Origin of the sequence: Pseudonocardia kujensis (assembly GCF_021283305.1) — a bacterium.
Lineage (GTDB): Bacteria > Actinomycetota > Actinomycetes > Mycobacteriales > Pseudonocardiaceae > Pseudonocardia > Pseudonocardia kujensis.
Genome location: NZ_JAJSOK010000022.1, coordinates 71,038 through 89,608 on the forward strand (window position 1 = coordinate 71,038; position 18,571 = coordinate 89,608).

An 18,571-nucleotide genomic window follows, 5' to 3' on the forward strand; every position below is an offset into this window, starting at 1 on the left:
AGCCTCCCGGTGTGACTGTCAGCAGCTCCCTGATCGGCCTCCCCGAGATCGTCGCCGCCGCCGAGCGCATCGCCGGGCACGTCGTCCGGACGCCGACGGTGGCGAGCCCGGGCCTGTCGGCCCTGCTCGGGGTGCCGGTCACCACCAAGCTGGAGCTGCTGCAGCGCACCGGGTCGTTCAAGGCCCGCGGCGCCACCGCGAAGCTGCTGTCGCTCACGCCGGAGGAACGGGCCGCGGGCGTCGTCGCGGTCAGCGGCGGCAACCACGGCCTCGCCGTCGCCGAGATGGCGGCCGCGCTCGGCGTCGAGGCGGCGGTGGTGATGCCGGAGTCGGCGTCGTCGCGCACGGTCGCGGCGTGCCGGGCCACCGGCTCGGACGTGCAGCTCACCCCGGACATCGCCGGGGCCTTCGCGCTGGCCGCGGAGCTGCAGGCGGCAGGCCGGACGATGGTGCACCCCTTCGACGACCCGGTGGTCGTCGCGGCCCAGGGCACCGTGGGCCTGGAGCTGGCCGACGACGCCGGCGAGCTCACCGACGTCCTGGTCAGCATCGGGGGCGGCGGGCTGATCTCCGGCGTCGCGGCCGCGCTGCGCGCCCGCCGGCCCGACCTGCGGGTGTGGGGCGTGGAGACGACCGGCGCCGAGGCCATGTCCGCAGCCGTCGCCGCGGGCGGGCCGACGCCGGTCGCGCTGTCGTCGATCGTGACCTCGCTCAGCGCCCCGTCGGCCTCCCGGCTGACGTACGAGCACGTCACGGCGCTGGTCACGGACATCCTCGTGGTCCCCGACGGCGAGGCCGTGCGCGGGACCCTCGACCTGGCCGCGCACGCCAAGCTCTGGACCGAACCGGCCGCCGGGTGCCTGGTCCCGGCCGCGCGCCGGGTCCTCGACCGCGTCGGGCCGGGCGCCCGCCTCGGCCTGGTGGTGTGCGGCGGCAACGCGACCTTCGCCGACGTGGAGGCCTGGGCGGACCGGTTGGGCGTCCGGGACTGACCGCCGCGACCGAGCGACGGTGTCGATCGACGGGACTGATCGACGGGGCCCGCGCGTTCCAGACGGCGTGGACACGCAGGTCGTGGTGATCGGCGCCGGGCAGGCCGGGCTCTCGGCCGCCTGGGGGCTGCGCCGGGCCGGGCTCGAGCCCGGGCCGGGGTTCGTGGTGCTCGACGCCGAGGAGGCGCCGGGCGGGGCCTGGCGGCACCGCTGGGACACGCTGCGGGTGGCCGGCGACGCCTTCTCCGCCCACCGCATCCACTCGCTTCCCGGGCTGGACTTCGCCCCGGAGGACCCCGACCGGCCCGCGAACCAGGTGGTCCCGGAGTACTTCGCGGCCTACGAGCGGGAGTTCGACCTGCAGGTCCGCCGGCCCGTGCGAGTGGCCGCGGTGCGGTCGGTGGGCTCGGATCTCGCGGTGGAGGCGGAGCCGACCACCGGTGTCGACCCGGACGCCGGGACCTGGACCGCGCAGGCCCTCGTCAACGCCACCGGCACCTGGACCCGCCCCTTCGTTCCCGCGTACCCGGGCGCCCGGGACTTCCGCGGCCGGCAGCTGCACGCCGTCGACTTCCCCGGGCCGGAGGCGTTCGCCGGGCAGCGCGTCGTGGTCGTCGGGGGCGGGACCTCGGCCGTGCAGTTCCTGCTGCAGATCGCGCCGGTCGCCGCCGCGACCACCTGGGTCACCCGCACACCGCCGCGCTGGCGCGAGGGCCCGTTCGACGACGTCGCCGGCCGCGAGGCGGTCGCCCTCGTCGAGGAGCGGGTGCGCGCGGGGCTGCCGCCGCGGCCGGTGGTCAGCGTGACCGGCCTGCCGCTCACCCCGGCGTACCGGGCGGGGATCGAGAGCGGTGTGCTCGACCGGCGACCGATGTTCGCCCGCATCACCCCCGACGGCCTGGCCTGGGCGGACGGCACCACCGAGCCGGCCGACGTGATCCTGTGGGCCACCGGCTGGCGGCCGGCGATCGGGCACCTCGCCCCCCTGCACCTGCGCTCGCCACACGGCGGGATCGCGCTCGACGGCACCCGCGCCGTCGCCGATCCACGTGTGCACCTCGTCGGTTACGGGCCCTCGGCCAGCACCGTCGGCGCCAACCGCGCGGGCCGGGCGGCCGCGCACGAGATCGTGCGGCGGCTGCGGGAGCGGGCCGCCGCCTAGGTTGCGCGACGATCCCGGCGCAACATCCGGTACTCCCGGATCACCAGCGCCGTGATCGCCAGGTCGAGTGCGGCGAGGAAGGGCAGCAGCACCGAGCCCGTGTGCACCGCGCGGATGATCTCGTACACCACGAACACCAGCAGGACGACGACCGCGACCGGGTAGGCGGGCAGCCACCTGCGCAGCAGCGCCACCACCAGCGCCAGCTTCACCACCCCGTGCAGGGCCAGGTAGAGCACGGCGAAGGTGCGGTCGCCGGACACGAACTCCGAGGTCCCGGCGACGAAGTGCCGGGCCAGCGTGCCGTCGGCCGGGCCGAGCAGGTCGTGGGCGAGGACCTCGGCGACGATCCGGTGCACGGCCGCGCCGGACACCACGACCAGCACGATCGCGCCGATCAGCTCCGCCGCGCCGTCGATCCCCTTGACGAGCAGGGCGAGCTTGAACAGCCGGTCAGTGCGGGACCCGGCGACCGTGCCCTGCTCGTCGGGGCTCACCGGGTGATCCCGGTGTGGCCGAGCGAGTAGCGCCCCGGCTGGGGCCACACGCACAGCCCGTGCGGGCCGTTGCCGACGTCGATCTTGCGGAGCAGGCTGCCGTCGGCCGTCGAGAGCACGTACACCTCGCGGTCGTAGCGGCCCGACAGCCACAGCTGCGAACCGTCGGCGGACACGTTGCCCATGTCGGGGCTGCCGCCGCCGGGGATGTGCCAGGTCGTGACCAGCGCACCGGTGTAGGCGTCGAGCACGCTGATCGAGCCCTCGTGCCGGTTGGTGACGAAGAGCCGCGTCGCGTCCCGGGAGAGGTAGAGGCCGTGGGCGCCGTGCCCGGTCGGGATCTCGCGGATCACCCGGGTGGCCGCGCCGTCGAGCACCCAGAGGCCGTTCTGGTCGTGGTCGGCGACGTAGAAGACCGAGCCGTCCGGGGCGAGCTTGATGTCCTGCGGGCCCATGTGGGTGTTGCGGGTCGGCATGTCGATCGTGCGCAGCAGGGTGCGGCGCGCGACGTCGACCACCGCGACCCGCCCGGCGAACTCGCAGGTGAACACCGCGGTGCGGCCGTCGGGGGTGAAGTCGGCGTGGTCGATGCCGGCGCATTCCGGGGTGGGCAGCTCCCCCTGCTGCACCCAGGTGTGCGGGTCGTAGAAGACCAGCCGCTTCTGGGCCTCGGCGACGGAGATCGCCGAGCTCCCGTCCGGGGTGAAGTACATGTTGTACGGATCCTGCACCGGGATCGGCGCGCCCGGCTTCCCCGTCACCGGATCGAAGGGCACCACCTTGTTGAGGATGTCGTCGGTGGCGTAGAGCGTGCGCATGTCCCAGGAGGGCACGACGTGCTGCAGCTCCCCGCCCGGCCGGTAGGTCGCGACGGTCGCGAACGTGGCCGGGTCGATCACGCGGACCTCGCCGGACTTGGTGTGCGGCACGTAGACCAGGGGTTTCGCGGCCTTCGCGGCGTCGGAGAGCATGTTCGCCCCTGCGTCGGCGTAGACGTTGCGGGCGTTGGTGACCGGGGGCATGCCGGGCAGCGCCTCGCCGGCCGCGGCCGGGGCGGGCGTGGTGCCGGCTCCGGGCGGCGGGGCGGCGGTCGGCACCGACGTGGGCGGGGACGCGGACGTCCCGCCGCCGCTGCAGGCCGTGACCAGCGCCGTCAGCCCGACCACCGCCGCCGCGGCGAGCCGCCCCCGCACACCCATCACGCACGTTCCCCCGTCGCTCGGACCGCCCCGGTCGGACAGCCTGCCCGCCGGGCCGGGGCACCGCCAGGGTCCGCGGCCCCTGGCAGCCCGATCAGGTCCGCGAACGCTACCGGTACGGACACGGACGACCGTAAGCTCGTTAGCGATGCTCAGGAATCATGTCGCGCCCGGCCGCTACAAGTGGGTCGCGCTCTCCAACACCACCATGGGCGTGCTGATCGTCACGATCAACATGTCGATCCTGCTGATCGCGCTGCCGGACATCTTCCGCGGCATCGGCATCGACCCCCTCGCCCCCGGCAACATCTCGTTCCTGCTGTGGCTGATCATGGGCTACCTGGTGGTGACGGCGGTGCTCGTCGTCAGCTTCGGCCGGCTCGGCGACATGTTCGGGCGCACGCGGATGTACAACCTGGGCTTCGCCGTGTTCACCGTGTTCTCGATCCTGCTCGCGGCGACCTGGCTGCAGGGTCCGGCCGGCGCGATCTGGCTGATCGTGATGCGGGTGCTGCAGGGCGTCGGCGGGGCGCTGCTGCTCGCCAACTCCACGGCGATCCTCACCGACGCCTTCCCCGACCACCAGCGCGGGCTCGCCCTCGGCGTCAACTCGGTGGCCGGCATCTCCGGCTCCTTCGTCGGGCTGGTGGTCGGCGGCGTGCTGGCCCCGGTGAACTGGCACCTGGTGTTCCTCGTCTCGGTGCCGGTGGGCGTGCTCGGCACCGTCTGGGCGTACGTGATGCTGCGCGAGGTCGGCGAGCGGCGGCACGCGCGGATCGACTGGTGGGGCAACCTGACCTTCGCCGTCGGGCTGGTCGCCGTGCTCGTCGGGATCACCTACGGCATCCAGCCCTACGGCGGGCACACCATGGGCTGGACCGACCCCCTCGTGCTCGGGCTGATCCTCGGCGGTGCGGCGGTGCTGGTCGTGTTCGCCGTGATCGAGACGCGGGTGGCCGAGCCGATGTTCGCGCTCGGGCTCTTCCGGATCCGGGCCTTCACCGCCGGCAACCTCGCCAACCTGCTCGCCGCGCTGGGCCGCGGCGGCCTGCAGTTCATCCTGATCATCTGGCTGCAGGGGATCTGGCTGCCGCGGCACGGCTTCGCCTTCGAGCAGACGCCGCTCTGGGCGGGGATCTACATGGTCCCGTTGACGATCGGCTTCCTCGTGGCCGGCCCGGTCTCGGGGATCCTGTCCGACCGGTACGGCGCGCGGGCCTTCGCCACCGGCGGCATGATCGCGGCCGCGGCCAGCTTCCTGCTGCTCGACCTGCTGCCCGTCGACTTCCCGTACTGGGCGTTCGCGCTGATCCTGGCGCTCAACGGGCTGGCCAACGGGCTGTTCGGCTCCCCGAACCGGGCCGCGATCATGAACAGCCTGCCCGCCCGCAGCCGAGGCGCCGGCGCAGGCATGATGACGACCTTCCAGAACGCCGCCACGGTCCTGTCGATCGGCATCTTCTTCTCGATGCTGATCCTCGGGCTGTCGCGGAGCCTGCCGGGCGCGCTGTTCACCGGCCTGACCGGCCAGGGCGTGCCGACGGCCGTCGCGCAGCAGATCTCGGCGCTGCCGCCCGTCGCGACGCTGTTCGCGGCCCTGCTGGGCTACAACCCGATCCAGACGCTGCTCGGCCCGCAGGTGCTCGGCGCACTCACCCCGGAGCAGGCGGGCTATCTCACCGGCCGGGCGTTCTTCCCGGACCTCATCTCCGGTCCCTTCGCCGACGGCCTCGACCTCGCCCTGGGCTTCGCCGCCGCGGCCTGCCTGGTCGCCGCCGTCGCGAGCCTGCTGCGCGGCGGGAAGTACGTGCACACCGAGCCGGCGGCCGAGCCCGCCACGGACCGGGCCGCCGCCTGAGCGTCGTCGGGGCCGTGGGTGCCGGGTGCCGCACGCGGGGCACCCGGCACCCACGGGGTCAGTCGGTGCGGACCTCGGAGCCGTCCTGCGCCCAGCGGGTGTGGAAGGCGCCCTCGGCGTCGATCCGCCGGTAGGTGTGGGCGCCGAAGTAGTCCCGCAGGCCCTGGATGAGGTTGGCCGGGCCGCGCTCGCGGCGGTAGCCGTCGTAGTAGCTCAGGGACGACGAGAAGGCCGGGATCGCCACGCCCTGCTCGGTCGCCACGGTCACGACCCGCCGCCACGCGTCCTGCGCGTTCGCCACGGCCTCGGTGAAGTACGGGACCATCAGCAGGTTGTCGAGGTCGGGGTGCTCGGCGTAGGCGTCGCGGATCCGGTTGAGGAACTGCGCGCGGATGATGCAGCCGCCGCGCCAGATCGTGGCCATGTCGCCGAGCTTGAGGTCCCAGCCGTTCTCGATCGACGCCGCGCGCATCTGGGCGAAGCCCTGCGCGTACGCCACGACCTTCGACGCGTAGAGCGCCTGCCGGATGTCCTCGACCAGCTGCTCGTCGGCCTTCTGCGCGGGGGACGGGCCGGCCAGGGTGGTCGACGCGGCCTTGCGCTCGTCGCGGAGCGCGGACAACGTCCGGGCGAACACGGCCTCGGTGATGCCGGTCAGCGGGACGCCGAGGTCCAGCGCGTCCTGCGACGTCCAGCGGCCGGTGCCCTTCTGCTCGGCCTGGTCGACGATGACGTCGACGAGCGGGCGTCCGGTCTTCTCGTCCGTCTTGGCCAGGACCTTGCCGGTGATCTCGATGAGGAAGGACTCGAGGTCCCCGGTGTTCCACTCCTCGAAGATCTTCCCGATCGCCGGGGCATCGAGGCCCGCGACGTGGGTGAGCAGGTCGTACGCCTCGGCGATGAGCTGGATGTCGGCGTACTCGATCCCGTTGTGCACCATCTTGACGTAGTGCCCGGCGCCGCCGGGGCCGACGTGCACACAGCACGGCGTGCCGTCGACCTTGGCGGAGATCGCGGTGAAGATCTCCTCGACCTCGGCGTAGGCCTCGGGGTCGCCGCCGGGCATGATGCTCGGCCCGAGCAGCGCGCCCTCCTCGCCGCCGGACACGCCGACGCCCATGAACCGGATCCCGTTCGCGGCGCACTCCTCGGTGCGGCGCACGGTGTCCGGGAAGTGCGAGTTGCCCGCGTCGATGATGATGTCGCCCTCGTCGAGCAGCGGAGTGAGCTCGGCGATGACGGCGTCGACCGGCTTGCCCGCCTTGACCATCACGATGATCCGCCGCGGCCGCTCCAGCGCGTTCACGAAGTCCTCGACGGACTCGGTGGCCGTGAAGTCGCCCTCGCTCCCGTGCTCGGCCATGAACTGCTCGGTCTTCGCCGTGGTGCGGTTGTGCACGGCGACCGCGACGCCGCGGCTCGCGATGTTGCGGGCGAGGTTCGCGCCCATCACCGCCAGCCCGGTGACGCCGATCCGGCTCTTCTCCGCCATGCGCTCGCTCCCTCGGTGTGGTGTCGCTCGTCGCTACCGGTGACTGCCGCCGGCAGGCGGCCGCGCGCTCCGCGCCGCCCGCTCCCGGAGGCCCATCCTGCCCCCCGGGGCGGGGCCGGGGCGACCCGCGGCACCCCCGAGGACGTGTGATCCGCTACTCGGCGGAGTGGGGCTCGGCCAGGCCGGCGCGCCACAGGGTGAGCACCCGCGCGGCGACGCGGTGGTGCGCGGCGAGCGCCTCGGGCGGCGGCGTGCCGAGCACGGCGCCGTCGGCACCCCAGCGGTGCAGCACGTCGGTGTCCGTGCCGTGGTCGGTGTCGAGCAGCACGTGGACCAGGGTCATGTCGGGGACCAGCACGGCCGGCGCCTCGGCGGTCCCGGTGGCCGGCGGGTCCAGCACGGGCGACTCCGGCACGGGTGACTCCGGCCCCCACCACGGCCCGGCGGCCCCGCCGGGCGCGGGCGGCAGCAGCCGCGTCCCCAGCTCGCGGGCGGCGGCGCCGAGCACGGTGACGTCGCCCGGGTCGACGGTCACGTACACGAGGTGCGGGCTGAGGTGCTGCTCCGTGCGGCACGCGGTCCGGCACACGGGATCGAGGGCGACGACGAGGTGGTGACCGCACTCCAGCACGAGGCCCGGCGGCAGCGGGCTCGGGCGGTTCGACCCGGCCACGGTCGCGAGGCCCGCGACCACGGAGGAGACCAGCCGGGCCCATTCGCCCGGCGCGTACGGCAGCGCGCGGCGCACCCCCGTCCCCGCATCCACCCGCTCCACCTCCTGGTCACCCAGCGTGGCGAGCCACGGGTCCCGTGGCCATACGCGGAAATGCGTAAGCAGCCCTGCGGAGGCGCGTTCCCGAGGCGGCGAACGGCCGGTCCCGGGTGGTGCTTCCGCTCACGGCGGGTCCCGGGAACACCACAGGGGGTGGCCCGTCGGCTAGATGTTCGTCGACTCCGGGGGCACGCCGTCGGGCAGCGGCGCGGCGTGGTCCGCGCCGGTCGTCGCGGGCGCCCCGCCGTCGAGGTCGAGGGTGTACGAGGTCATCGACAGCGAACCGTAGGTGTAGCCGTCGACCAGTACCTCGGCGCCGTGCCCGGCCGCCGCGCCCAGCCCGGCGAGGTAGAGCACCGGGACGAGGTGGTCCGGCGTCGGCACCGCGTCCGCCCAGTCCCGGGCCTCCCGCAGCCGCAGCACCTCCGCCGGCTCGCCCGTGAGCACGGTCCGTGCGGCGTCGTCGAACCGCTGCGCCCAGTCGAAGCCGGACTCGGGGCGGCGGGCATCCATGCCGGCGAGGTTGTGCACGACGTTGCCGCTGCCCAGCACCAGGACCCCGCGCTCGCGCAGCGGGGCGAGCCGCGCGCCGAGGTCCAGGTGGTACTCCAGGGGTTTCGTCGCGTCGATCGACAGCTGGACGACGGGCACGTCCGCCCCGGGGAAGACGTGCGCGAGGACCGACCAGGTGCCGTGGTCGAGACCCCAGCTGTCGACGTCGGCACCCACCCACGTCGGCTTCACGATCTCCGCGACCTCCTCGGCGAGCTCCGGCGCCCCGGCGGCCGGGTAGTCGACCGCGAACAGGTCCGGCGGGAAGCCGAAGAAGTCGTGGATCGTGCGGGGCCGCGGCATCGCGGTCACGGCGGTGGCGTTGATGTACCAGTGCGCGGAGATCACCAGCACCGCCCGCGGCCGGGGCAGCGCCTCGCCGAGGGCGCGCCAGGACTCGGTCCAGCGGTTGCGCTCCAGGGCGTTCATGGGGCTGCCGTGCCCGACGAACGCCGCCGGCATGGGGGTTGCCGCCGCCGTGCTCATGGTCGGGATCCTAGAACGCGGGCCAGGGGATGGCGGGCCCGTAGCCCGAGGGCTCGGGGAACAACGGCACCGCCAGCATGAGGTCGACGCGGTCGGTCAGCGCCTGGATCTCCGAGAGCGTGACGTGCGGGCCCAGCTCCTCGCCGAGGTTCCCGGCGAGCTCGGCGCGCAGCTTCGACAGCGCCTCGATCTCCGCGTCGCTGAGCTCCTCACCGACCCAGCCCCAGAGCACCGTGCGGAGCTTGTCCTCCACGTGCATCGTGAGCCCGTGGTCGACGCCGTAGACCCGGCCGTCGTCGCCGGCCAGCACGTGCCCGCCCTTGCGGTCGGCGTTGTTGACGACGACGTCGAACACCGCCATCGCCCGCAGCCGCGGGTCGTCGGCGTGGACCAGCACGGCGGGAGAGCCGTCGTCCCCCCGCGCGCGCAGCACGCCCCGCCAGCCCCGCGGGACCTTCTTGGGCGAGCGGATGTCGACCAGGTCCTCGGTGGTCCCCGTCTCCACCCAGGCCTGCACCATGCCGGGGCCGAACGGGCCCTCGCGCAGCACGGTCGGCGGCACGACGTGCCAACCGGCGGCCTCGGAGATCAGGAAGCTGGCGACCTCGCGACCCGCCAGCGTGCCGTCGGGGAAGTCCCACAGGGGGCGCTCGCCCCGCACCGGCTTGTAGACGCACTGCAGGGTGCAGCCGTCGGCCGAGACGGTGCCGAACAGGGTGGCGTTGGAGGCGTCGACCATCCGCCCGGTGACCTCGATGCGTCCCCTGCGCAGGACGTCGAGCACCGCGGGATCGCGCAGGTCGGAACCGGTCAAGCGCGTTTACTCGCCCGCGCCGGAGACGTCCCCCATGGGGGAGCGCTGGTGGTAGCCGTTGAGCCGCACGCACACGTGCCCCTGCGGATCGAGCGGCTCCGCGCACAGCGGGCACGGGGCGCGCCCGGCGGACACGACCTTCTCGGCCCGGTCGGCGAACTCGCGGGCCTGCACCGGGGACAGGAACACCCGCAGCGCGTCGGGGCCCTCCTCGGTGTCGTCGAGGACGACGGACTCGTCGACCTCCTCCTCGGTCACCGCGAGCAGCTCGACCACGATGGACCGCGAGTCCGCGTCCCACCCGAGGCCCATCGTGCCGACCCGGAACTCCTCCTCGAGCGGCACCGCCAGCGGGTCGTTGTCCGCGGACTCGACCTCCTGCCCGGTGTCGACCTCGGTGCCGAACCGCCGCGCGATCTCGGCGAGCAGCGCCTCGATCCGCTCCGCGAGCACCGAGACCTGCTGCTTCTCGAGCAGCACGCTGATCGTCCGCGCGTCCTGGATGGCCTGCAGGTAGAAGGCGCGGTCGCCGGGCTCGCCGACGGTGCCCGCGACGAAGCGCTCGGGCTGGCGGAAGACGTGGATGACGCGTGACATGGCGAAACCCAGAGTAGGCCAACCCCGCGAGCGTGGCACCCCGGTGTGGCCGACGAGCCGATCAGGCCCCCGTGGAGCCGCCGACCACCGCGTCGGAGGAGGGTTCGGCGGCGGTTTCGGGTGTCCCGTCGCCCCGTCCCTCGGTTCCTTCCTCGGGCGGGGGCGGCACCAGCGACGCGACGTCGCCGCCGACGTCGTTGACCCGCGCGACGAACGGCCTGGTCTTCGTGTAGGTCACGACGGACACCGAGCACGTGTCGACGACGATCCGCTGGAAGTTGTCGAGGTGGCTGGCGAGTGCGTCGGCCAGCACCGACTTGATCACGTCGCCGTGGCTGCACGCGACCCAGACCGCGTTCGGGCCGTGCGCCTCCGCGATCCGCCGCTCGTGGTGCCGGACCGCCGCGACCGCGCGGGCCTGCATGCCGGCGAGGCCCTCGCCGCCGGGGAACACCGCCGCCGACGGGTGGGCCTGGACGACCTTCCAGAGGTCCTCCTTGGCCAGCTCGGAGAGCTTCCCACCGGTCCAGTCGCCGTAGTCGACCTCGGAGAGGTCCTCCTCCACGACCGGGGTCAGGCCGCGGGCCTCGGCCAGCGGGGTGACGGTCTGCCGGCAGCGCAGCATCGGCGAGGTGACGATCTCGGCGATCGGCAGTGGCGCGAGCCGCTCGACCACCGCCGCCGCCTGCTCGCGGCCCTTGTCGTCCAGCTCCACGCCGGGCGTCCGGCCGGCGAGCGTCCCCGCGGTGTTGGACGTTGACCGGCCGTGCCGGAGCAGGATCAGGGTGGTCACGACGATCGAGCCTACGTGCCGCCGTGGTCCGGCCAGGTGGTGGTCCGGCTACGTGGCGGACACCGCGCCGATGCCCAACGCGGCCATCAGGGCCACGCCGAGGGCGATCCGGTAGGCGACGAAGACGTAGACGCTGTTGCGCTCGACGAACCTCAGCAGCCAGGCGATCACGGCGTACCCGACCACGAACGCGATGACGGTGGCCACCACCATCTGCGGGACCGTCGTGTCGCCCGCCGTGACGTCCTTGAGCTGGAACACCCCGGCCGCGACGACCGCGGGGATGGCGAGCAGGAACGAGTAGCGCACGGCCGCGGCGCGCTCGAGCCCGAGGAACAGACCGGCGGTGATCGTGCCGCCGGACCGGGAGACGCCCGGGATCAGCGCCAACGCCTGCGCGAACCCGAGCAGGATGCCGTCCTTGACGGTGAGCTGCTCGATCGTGCGGCGCTGCGCCCCGTACCGCTCGGCCAGGCCCAGCAGGATGCCGAAGACGATCAGCGTGGTCGCGATCAGCCAGAGATTGCGCGCCACCGTCTCGATCGCGTCCTGGAACAGCACGCCGAGCACGCCGATCGGGATCGTGCCCAGGATGACCAGCCAGGCGACCCGGTAGTCCGGGTTCAGCCGGGCCTCCGGGTCGCGCAGCCCGCGGAACCAGACCGACACCAACCGCCAGATGTCCTTGGCGAAGTAGATGAGGACGGCCAGCTCGGTGCCGAGCTGGCTGACGGCGGTGAACGCCGCGCCGGGGTCGTTGCCGAAGAACAGCCCGGACACGATCCGCAGGTGCCCCGAGGAGGAGATCGGCAGGAACTCCGTCAGCCCCTGCACCAGGCCCAGCACCACGACCTCGAGCCAGCTCATCGGACGTCTCCCCGGGTCTCGGTCACGGGGCGTCACGGTAGCGAGGGCGGGGTCGGCCGCCGCGGACCCACCCCCTGGTGGCAGGCTCACCGGGGTGCTGCGCAGGAGGGTCGGGGGGTCGGGGCTGCAGGTGTCCCGGATCGGGCTGGGCACGATGACCTGGGGCGAGGACACCGACGCCGACGGCGCGGGCGAGCAGCTCCTCGCCTTCGTCGAGGGCGGCGGCACGCTCGTCGAGACCGCGGACGTCTACGGCGACGGCACCGCCCAGGAGGTCCTCGGCGCGCACCTCGAGGCCGGCCTGGTCGACCGGGACGACCTCGTGATCGCCGCCCGCGGCGGCCCGCCCGACGGCGCGCTGGGCCGGCAGGCCGCGCGCGGCGCCCTGCTGCACGGCCTCGACGCCACCCTGCGCCGGCTGCGCACCGACCGGCTCGACCTGTGGCAGCTGCCCGGCTGGGATCCCCAGGTCCCGCTCGAGGAGACGCTGTCGGCGATCCAGGTGGCGGTGCTGAGCGGCAAGGTCCGCTACGCGGGGCTGGTCGCGCCCGCCGGCTGGCAGCTCGCCACGGTCGCCGAGCGGGCCCGCGCCCTCGGCAACGTCGTGCTCCCGGTGTCGGCGCAGGCGGAGTACTCGCTGCTGCACCGCGGCCCCGAGGCCGAGCTGCTGCCCGCGGCCCGGCACCACGGGCTGGGGCTGCTCGCCTGGGCCCCTCTCGGGCGGGGGGTGCTCACCGGCAAGTACACCGACGGCACGCCCGCCGACTCGCGCGCGACCTCACCCGTGCTGGCCGCCTACGTCGAGGCCCGGCGCAACGAGCGCAGTGCGCGGATCGTGCAGTCCGTGCTCACCGCCGCGGACGGGCTCGGGACCTCGCCGCTCGCGGTCGCGCTGGCGTGGGTGCGGGACCGGCCCGGGGTGGCCGCGGCCGTCGTCGGGGCCCGCGACGCCGCCCAGCTCTCCGCCTCCCTGGCCACCGAGTCGGTGTCCCTGCCGCCGGAGATCCGGGCCGCGCTCGACGACGTCAGCGCCGGGCCCTGACCGCTCCGCGACGGCCCGGCCGAACCTGGTCGGACCCTGGCCCCCGCGCGCGACACCCTCGTATGGTGGTCGTGTAACCCCAGGTTCACCGGGGGTCGCGAAGCACGGCGGGAGGTGACCGGTGGCAGGTACCGGTGCGGTGGAGGCAGTCGATCCCGAAGGGAATCCCCACGTGGAGGGGGACTGGGAGTACCGCCCCCTCCGGATCGACGGTGACGTGCCCCGGCTGACGGCCGCGGTGCGCCTCGCGATCCAGGCCGAGTACGCGGGATGGGAGCTGTCCCGGGTCCGGCTCTACCCCGGCGGGGTGCGCAAGGTGTGGCTGCGCCGCCGGCGCACGGGCCAGATGCTGCCGGAGCTGTCCTACTAGGGCCGGCCCGTCTCCCAGTCCACCGACGGGGGCGCCCCGGCCCCCTTGGGCCCCGGCACCCCGCGGAAGCCGTAAGGTGCGGGCTCGCGCCCGGGCTGCACGAACCAGCACTCCCCCGGTTCTCCGCGCTCCAGCACCGACTCGATCGCGGTGGCCACGTCCTCGGCGGTGAGCAGCGGGAAGTCGCCGAACTGGTCCTTGGCCCGCGCGATCAGCGGGGTGTCGGCGAAGCCCGGGCACACGGCGTTGACCACGATCCCCTCCGTGGCCAGGACCGGCGCCGCCGAGCGGACGTAGCCGACCACGGCGTGCTTCGAGGCCGTGTAGAGCGCGTCGCCCGGCATCGGGACCAGGCCGGCGAGCGAGGCCGTGGCCACGATCCGGCCGCCCCCGGCCCGGCGCAGCGCCGGGACCGCGGCCGTGAGCCCGAAGACCACGTGGTCGACGTTCACGCCCATGATCGCCCGGTAGCCGGCGAGATCCAGGTCGGCGGTCCCGGACTGGCCCGACGTGATGCCGGCGTTGAGCAGCACCACGTCGAGGTGGCCCTGCACCTCCTCGGCGGCGGCGACCAGCGCGGCGACGGCGTCGGGGTCGGTGACGTCCGCGATCCGGGCCGTGCCCCCGACCTCACCGGCGACCAGCTCGGCGGCGTCGCCGTCCCGGTCCGCGACGACCACGTGCGCGCCCGCCGCGGCCAGCCGCCGGGACGCGGCCGCGCCGATGCCGGAGGCGCCGCCCGTGACCAGGGCGACCTTGTTCGCGAGATCCATCACGAGTTCCTCAGGCTCTGTCTCATGTTCCTGCTCACGCCGTTCGCAGGAAGCGGTCCAGAACCTTGGCGCCGAACTCCAGCGCGTCGACGGGCACGCGCTCGTCGATGCCGTGGAAGAGCGAGGCGAAGTCCAGGTCCGGGGGGAGGCGCAGCGGCGCGAACCCGAAGCAGCGGATCCCCAGCTGGACGAACGACTTCGCGTCCGTGCCGCCCGAGAGCATGTACGGGACGGTCCGCGCGTCGGGGTCCTCGCTGCGCAGCGCCGCCGCCATCGCCTCGACCAGCGGGCCCTCGAACTCGGTCTCCAGGGCCGGCAGGTCCTGGATCCACTCGCGTTCGACGTCCGGGCCGAGCAGCTCGTCCACCTCGCGGAGGAACGCGTCCCGACGGCCGGGCAGCACCCGGCAGTCGACCACGGCCTCGGCCGTCGACGGGATCACGTTGGCCTTGTAGCCGGCGTTGAGCATGGTCGGGTTCGCCGTGTCGCGGACCGTGGCGCCGACCATGCGCGCGACCGGGCCGAGCTTGGCGAAGGCGCCCTCGATGTCCTCGTCCGGGAACTCCATGCCGGTGAGCTCGCGGATCTGCTCGGCGAAGGCGCGCACCGTGTCCGTCATCACCAGCGGGAACCGGTGGTTGCCGAGCCGGGCGACGGCCTCGGAGAGGACGGTCACGGCGTTCTCGTCGTGCAGGAACGAGCCGTGGCCGGGCCTGCCCTTGGCGCGCAGGCGCATCCAGGCCATGCCCTTCTCGGCCGACTCGATCAGATAGACGCGCCGGTCCCGGCCCAGGGTGAGCGAGAACCCGCCCACCTCGCCGACCGCCTCGGTCACGCCCTCGAACAGGTCCGGCCGGTGCTCCACCAGCCACTGGCACCCGTACGAGCCGCCGGCCTCCTCGTCCGCCACGAAGGCGAACACGATGTCCCGCGGCGGGACGTAGCCCTCCCGCTTGAACTGCCGCGCGACCGCGATGGTCATCGCGACCATGTCCTTCATGTCGACGGCGCCGCGGCCCCAGACGTAGCCGTCCTGCACCGCACCCGAGAAGGGGTGCACCGACCACTCGCTCGGCTCGGCGGGCACCACGTCGAGGTGGCCGTGGATCAGCAGGGCGCCCCGCGACGGGTCGGCGCCCTTCAGCCGGGTGAAGACGTTCGTGCGGCCGGGGGCGCCCGAGTCCAGCACCTCGACCTCGTAGCCGACCTCGGTCAGCTTCGCGGCGACGTACTCCGCCGCCTCCTTCTCCCCCCTGACGGTCTCCGGGTCGCCGGTGTTGGACGTGTCGATGCGGATGAGGTCCGAGCAGAGCTCGACCACCTCGTCCACCGCGCTGAGCGGGCCGGTCATGACGATGTTCCTACCACCCCGCCCCGACACCCATGCCCCTGCGCGGGGTCAGGAACGCCTCCGCTATGCTTCAACGGTCGCACCGGGCAGGGCCCGGGCGGTGCAGGTCCGAGTGGCGGAATGGCAGACGCGCTAGCTTGAGGTGCTAGTCCCCGAGTAGGGGGTGGGGGTTCAAGTCCCCCCTCGGACACAGAGAACGTCTGGCACAGAGGACATCTGGCCCAGGGAACATCTCCTCGATCACGACCCCGGTCCGCCGGACCGGGGTTTCGTCGTTCTCGGGGGTCGCCCGGTGATCGTCGCTTCCGTGCACCGAGCGCGCCCACGTTCCTGATCGGCGATCGGCGGGTGCGTGCACCGGCGGCAGCGGGGACGACCGCCGGCGCACGCATCCGTCGATCAGGCCGGGGCCGGTGTCGGTGCGACGGCGGGGCGGCGGACGGTCCGGCGGAGGAGGCCGGCCAGGAGGACCAGGCCGCCGGGGAGCGTGCTCACCAGCGTCAGGACGCCGTAGGCCACGGCGGCGGACAGCCCCTGGGCCGCGCCGAGGCCGACCGCCCCGAACGCGACGGCGGCCACGGCCTCGCGCGGTCCGAACCCGCCGACGTTGACCGGCAGCCCCATCACGAACAGCGCCAGCACCAGCAGCGGGAGCAGCTGCGCGGTGGGGGCGGTCGCGCCGACCGTCCGGGCGGCGACCAGGAACAGTCCGAGGTATCCGGCGAGCGCGGCGAGCGAGAGCAGGGCGACGCCGGGCCAAGCGCCGCGGGCCAGGAGGCCGCGGCGGGCGTCGGCGAGCAGGGTCCCCAGGCCGCTCCGGACCCGGCGGACCCGCAGCGCGACGACGACGGCCACGCCGAACACGCCGAGCGCGGGGCCCCAGACCTGGACCGGCACGGACAACGCGGAGAGGACGGCCGGTTCGGCGACCAGCACGGCCGTGCCGACCACCACCAGCGCGACCTGCCCCGCGGCCTTCTCCAGCATCACGGCTCGGGCGCCGCGGCCGACGTCGCCGACCGCGCGCCCGTGCTCCACGGCCCGGCCGACGTCGCCGAGGATCCCGGCGGGCAGCACGGAGTTGAGGAACAGCGCCCGGTAGCAGTGCGCCACGGCCGGTCCCAGGCGCAGCGGCATCCCGAGGCGCCGGGCGACGAGGACCCAGCGGGCGGCGCCGCAGAGCGTGGTCGCGGCGCCGAGGGCGAGCGCCGCGGCGACGGCGGGGAGGTCGAGCGCGCGCAGGCCCTCGACCACCGGCCCCGCGCCCAGCCGCCAGATCACGACGGCGAGCAGCACCACCGCCGCGGCGGCCCGCACCCGGGACGCCCCCACCACCGGCCGCACCGCCCGCCACGCACCACCCACGCCACGCGCTATGGATCCATAACGCGCTCCCGCCCCAGGACCCGAACGCGTTATGGATCCATACTGCGACTCAGCCCCAGGGCTCGAGCGCGTTATGGATCCGGACTGCGTTGGCCGGGCCGACACGACCGGGGCGCTCACGACCGCACCCCCTGCAGGATCGCGGCGAGCGCGGTGGCGGAGGCCTCCCAGTCCGGGACCGTCCGCCGCCGCTCGTGGGCGGCGCGGCGGAGGCGGGTCCGCAGGGCCGGGTCGTCGAGCCAGTCCCGCAACCCCGCGGCGAGGTCGTCGACGTGGGGCGCGACGAGGAGGCCGGGCACCTCGCCGGACGGTGTGCCGCCGAGCGCCTCCCGCACCCCGCCGACATCCGTGGCCAGCACCGGGATCCCGCGTGCGAGCGCCTCCAGCACCACCATCCCGAAGGCCTCGGCCCGCGAGGGCAGGACCAGTAGGTCGGCGGCGGCATAGGCCTCGTCCAGGGCCGCGCCGGTGAGCGGGCCGTCGAGCCGGACGCGGTCGGCGAGGCCGTGCCCCTCCAGTGCGCGCCGGACGAGCGAGACGTGCCCGGGCGCCCGGCCCAGCGGCCCCACCAGCCGGCAGGTCCACGGCCGCGCCGCGACCTGCGCCAGCGCCCCGACCAGCAGGTCCTGTCCCTTCGTCGGGGTCACCGAGCCGACGCAGAGCAGGCTCGTGCCGCCCGAACCCGCGGCGAGGGGCGCGGGATCCGCGCCGGGCGTGACCACCGGGACCGCGGGCAGGCCGTGCAGCGCGGCGAGCCGCCCGGCCGACCACGCGCTGGTCGCGACGACGGCCGCGGCGGACCGCAGCACCGCCCGCTCCCGGTCGGCGAGCGCGGGGTCGGCGCCGGCCTCGTCGGCGAGCGGGAGGTGCACCAGCACCACGAGCCGCAGCCGTCCGGCCTCCGGGACCACGACCTCGGGGACCCCGCAGGCGACCAGCCCGTCGAGCAGGACGACCGCCCCGTCAGGGAGCGCGGCGAGCGAGGCCGCGAGCGCCGCCCGGTCGCCCGGCGACGGCGCGGGCCACGTCCCGCCCGCCGCGATCTCCTGCACCCCCGCGAGCCGGGCCAGCACGCGGCGGTCGTAGACGTTGCCGCCGCTGGGCCGCTGCGGGTCGTCGACGTCGGCGGGCAGCACGGCGGCCAGCACCGGTGCGGCCACGGTCACGGGAGGGACCGCTCGTAGGTCGCCCACGCCACGTGGGACTCGTGCAGCGTCACCGCGATGCCCTCGAGGCCTCGGGCCCCCTCCCCCAGCTCGCCGGCGGCGACCCGCTCGGCCAGCCGGTCGGCGACGACCTTCGCCAGGAACTCCGTGGAGGTGTTGCGGCCGGCGAAGGCGGGGTCGTCGTCGAGGTTGCGGTAGGTGAGCTCGCCCAGCACCGCCTGCAGGGCGGCGGTGGCCAGCCCGATGTCGACGACGAGGTCGTCGGCGTCGAGATCGGCGCGCCGGAAGGTCGCGTCGACCACGAACGTGGCGCCGTGCAGCCGCTGCGCCGGTCCGAAGACCTCGCCGCGGAAGCTGTGGGCGACCATCATGTGGTCGCGGACGGTGATCCCGAACAACTGC

At 74.4% G+C, this 18,571-nt stretch carries 19 protein-coding genes and 1 tRNA gene; 6 read left to right on the plus strand and 14 right to left on the minus strand.

The window, feature by feature from the left end; all coding sequences use genetic code 11:
- Nucleotides 1-11: 11 nt before the first annotated feature.
- Nucleotides 12-992: a pyridoxal-phosphate dependent enzyme gene (locus tag LWC35_RS17435; RefSeq protein ID WP_232871201.1), complete on the plus strand. Its 981-nt coding sequence runs from the start codon at nucleotides 12-14 to the stop codon at nucleotides 990-992.
- Nucleotides 993-1,059: 67 nt separating this feature from the next.
- Nucleotides 1,060-2,154, plus strand: coding sequence for an NAD(P)-binding domain-containing protein (locus LWC35_RS17440; protein WP_232871202.1), 1,095 nt, complete (start codon nucleotides 1,060-1,062; stop codon nucleotides 2,152-2,154).
- On the opposite strand, the gene LWC35_RS17445 is transcribed toward LWC35_RS17440, so the two are convergent.
- Nucleotides 2,151-2,651: a DUF2127 domain-containing protein gene (locus tag LWC35_RS17445; RefSeq protein WP_232871203.1), complete on the minus strand. Its 501-nt coding sequence runs from the start codon at nucleotides 2,649-2,651 to the stop codon at nucleotides 2,151-2,153. The genes LWC35_RS17440 and LWC35_RS17445 overlap by 4 nt on opposite strands.
- The gene (locus tag LWC35_RS17450) at nucleotides 2,648-3,850 is read right to left on the minus strand and encodes a YncE family protein (protein WP_232871204.1); all 1,203 of its coding nucleotides are present in this window, start codon (nucleotides 3,848-3,850) and stop codon (nucleotides 2,648-2,650) included. Before LWC35_RS17450 ends, LWC35_RS17445 begins: the two co-directional genes overlap by 4 nt.
- Nucleotides 3,851-3,998: 148 nt before the next feature.
- Here LWC35_RS17450 and LWC35_RS17455 point away from each other — a divergent pair, with 148 nt between their 5' ends.
- A complete protein-coding gene (locus tag LWC35_RS17455) occupies nucleotides 3,999-5,708 on the plus strand; it encodes an MFS transporter (RefSeq protein ID WP_232871205.1) in 1,710 nt (569 codons plus the stop codon).
- A 58-nt stretch (nucleotides 5,709-5,766) separates the two neighbouring features.
- Here LWC35_RS17455 and gnd read toward each other — a convergent pair whose 3' ends face one another.
- The 7 genes from gnd to LWC35_RS17490 form a co-directional block, all read right to left on the minus strand.
- Nucleotides 5,767-7,200 (minus strand): NADP-dependent phosphogluconate dehydrogenase, encoded by a 1,434-nt coding sequence (gene gnd / locus LWC35_RS17460; RefSeq protein ID WP_232871206.1) that lies wholly within the window; start codon nucleotides 7,198-7,200, stop codon nucleotides 5,767-5,769.
- Between the two features lie 154 nt (nucleotides 7,201-7,354).
- Nucleotides 7,355-7,966: a hypothetical protein gene (locus LWC35_RS17465; protein WP_232871207.1), complete on the minus strand. Its 612-nt coding sequence runs from the start codon at nucleotides 7,964-7,966 to the stop codon at nucleotides 7,355-7,357.
- 171 nt (nucleotides 7,967-8,137) lie between these two features.
- The gene (gene ygiD / locus LWC35_RS17470) at nucleotides 8,138-9,010 is read right to left on the minus strand and encodes a 4,5-DOPA-extradiol-dioxygenase (RefSeq protein ID WP_232871208.1); all 873 of its coding nucleotides are present in this window, start codon (nucleotides 9,008-9,010) and stop codon (nucleotides 8,138-8,140) included.
- A gap of 10 nt (nucleotides 9,011-9,020) precedes the next feature.
- Nucleotides 9,021-9,749: an SCO1664 family protein gene (locus LWC35_RS17475; RefSeq protein WP_232871238.1), complete on the minus strand. Its 729-nt coding sequence runs from the start codon at nucleotides 9,747-9,749 to the stop codon at nucleotides 9,021-9,023.
- A gap of 81 nt (nucleotides 9,750-9,830) precedes the next feature.
- On the minus strand, nucleotides 9,831-10,421 hold the full coding sequence (locus tag LWC35_RS17480; RefSeq protein WP_232871209.1) for a DUF3090 domain-containing protein: 591 nt from the start codon (nucleotides 10,419-10,421) through the stop codon (nucleotides 9,831-9,833).
- 61 nt (nucleotides 10,422-10,482) lie between these two features.
- Nucleotides 10,483-11,214 carry a histidine phosphatase family protein gene (locus LWC35_RS17485; RefSeq protein WP_232871210.1) on the minus strand — a complete coding sequence of 244 codons (732 nt, stop codon included), beginning with the start codon at nucleotides 11,212-11,214 and terminating at the stop codon, nucleotides 10,483-10,485.
- A 48-nt stretch (nucleotides 11,215-11,262) separates the two neighbouring features.
- Nucleotides 11,263-12,081: an undecaprenyl-diphosphate phosphatase gene (locus tag LWC35_RS17490; RefSeq protein WP_232871211.1), complete on the minus strand. Its 819-nt coding sequence runs from the start codon at nucleotides 12,079-12,081 to the stop codon at nucleotides 11,263-11,265.
- A gap of 94 nt (nucleotides 12,082-12,175) precedes the next feature.
- Here LWC35_RS17490 and LWC35_RS17495 point away from each other — a divergent pair, with 94 nt between their 5' ends.
- Together LWC35_RS17495 and LWC35_RS17500 are read left to right on the plus strand one after the other, a co-directional pair.
- Nucleotides 12,176-13,123, plus strand: coding sequence for an aldo/keto reductase (locus LWC35_RS17495; protein ID WP_232871212.1), 948 nt, complete (start codon nucleotides 12,176-12,178; stop codon nucleotides 13,121-13,123).
- 139 nt (nucleotides 13,124-13,262) lie between these two features.
- The gene (locus LWC35_RS17500) at nucleotides 13,263-13,493 is read left to right on the plus strand and encodes a DUF5703 family protein (protein WP_232871239.1); all 231 of its coding nucleotides are present in this window, start codon (nucleotides 13,263-13,265) and stop codon (nucleotides 13,491-13,493) included.
- On the opposite strand, the gene LWC35_RS17505 is transcribed toward LWC35_RS17500, so the two are convergent.
- Both LWC35_RS17505 and LWC35_RS17510 read right to left on the minus strand, forming a co-directional pair.
- On the minus strand, nucleotides 13,490-14,266 hold the full coding sequence (locus tag LWC35_RS17505; RefSeq protein WP_232871213.1) for an SDR family NAD(P)-dependent oxidoreductase: 777 nt from the start codon (nucleotides 14,264-14,266) through the stop codon (nucleotides 13,490-13,492). The genes LWC35_RS17500 and LWC35_RS17505 overlap by 4 nt on opposite strands.
- Before the next feature lie 34 nt (nucleotides 14,267-14,300).
- Nucleotides 14,301-15,617, minus strand: a complete 1,317-nt coding sequence (locus LWC35_RS17510; RefSeq protein WP_232871214.1) for a M20/M25/M40 family metallo-hydrolase — start codon at nucleotides 15,615-15,617, stop codon at nucleotides 14,301-14,303.
- Nucleotides 15,618-15,723: 106 nt separating this feature from the next.
- On the opposite strand from LWC35_RS17510, the gene LWC35_RS17515 reads away from it, so the two are divergent.
- Nucleotides 15,724-15,807, plus strand: a tRNA-Leu gene (locus LWC35_RS17515).
- 209 nt (nucleotides 15,808-16,016) lie between these two features.
- On the opposite strand, the gene LWC35_RS17520 is transcribed toward LWC35_RS17515, so the two are convergent.
- From LWC35_RS17520 to LWC35_RS17530, 3 genes are all read right to left on the minus strand, one after another.
- The gene (locus tag LWC35_RS17520) at nucleotides 16,017-16,952 is read right to left on the minus strand and encodes a lysylphosphatidylglycerol synthase domain-containing protein (RefSeq protein ID WP_232871215.1); all 936 of its coding nucleotides are present in this window, start codon (nucleotides 16,950-16,952) and stop codon (nucleotides 16,017-16,019) included.
- Between the two features lie 167 nt (nucleotides 16,953-17,119).
- The gene (locus LWC35_RS17525) at nucleotides 17,120-18,169 is read right to left on the minus strand and encodes a glycosyltransferase family 4 protein (RefSeq protein WP_232871216.1); all 1,050 of its coding nucleotides are present in this window, start codon (nucleotides 18,167-18,169) and stop codon (nucleotides 17,120-17,122) included.
- On the minus strand, nucleotides 18,166-18,567 hold the full coding sequence (locus LWC35_RS17530; protein WP_232871217.1) for a 6-pyruvoyl trahydropterin synthase family protein: 402 nt from the start codon (nucleotides 18,565-18,567) through the stop codon (nucleotides 18,166-18,168). The genes LWC35_RS17525 and LWC35_RS17530 overlap by 4 nt, the downstream gene beginning before the upstream one ends.
- Nucleotides 18,568-18,571 lie beyond the last annotated feature (4 nt).

Coding starts and splice junctions, on each gene's coding strand:
- LWC35_RS17450 (WP_232871204.1), bottom strand. CDS start 3,850: ATGGGTGTGCGGGGGCGGCTCGCCGCGGCGGCGGTGGTCGGGCTGACG.
- LWC35_RS17455 (WP_232871205.1), top strand. CDS start 3,999: ATGCTCAGGAATCATGTCGCGCCCGGCCGCTACAAGTGGGTCGCGCTC.
- gnd (WP_232871206.1), bottom strand. CDS start 7,200: ATGGCGGAGAAGAGCCGGATCGGCGTCACCGGGCTGGCGGTGATGGGC.
- ygiD (WP_232871208.1), bottom strand. CDS start 9,010: ATGAGCACGGCGGCGGCAACCCCCATGCCGGCGGCGTTCGTCGGGCAC.
- LWC35_RS17475 (WP_232871238.1), bottom strand. CDS start 9,749: ATGGTCGACGCCTCCAACGCCACCCTGTTCGGCACCGTCTCGGCCGAC.
- LWC35_RS17480 (WP_232871209.1), bottom strand. CDS start 10,421: ATGTCACGCGTCATCCACGTCTTCCGCCAGCCCGAGCGCTTCGTCGCG.
- LWC35_RS17490 (WP_232871211.1), bottom strand. CDS start 12,081: ATGAGCTGGCTCGAGGTCGTGGTGCTGGGCCTGGTGCAGGGGCTGACG.
- LWC35_RS17505 (WP_232871213.1), bottom strand. CDS start 14,266: ATGGATCTCGCGAACAAGGTCGCCCTGGTCACGGGCGGCGCCTCCGGC.
- LWC35_RS17510 (WP_232871214.1), bottom strand. CDS start 15,617: ATGACCGGCCCGCTCAGCGCGGTGGACGAGGTGGTCGAGCTCTGCTCG.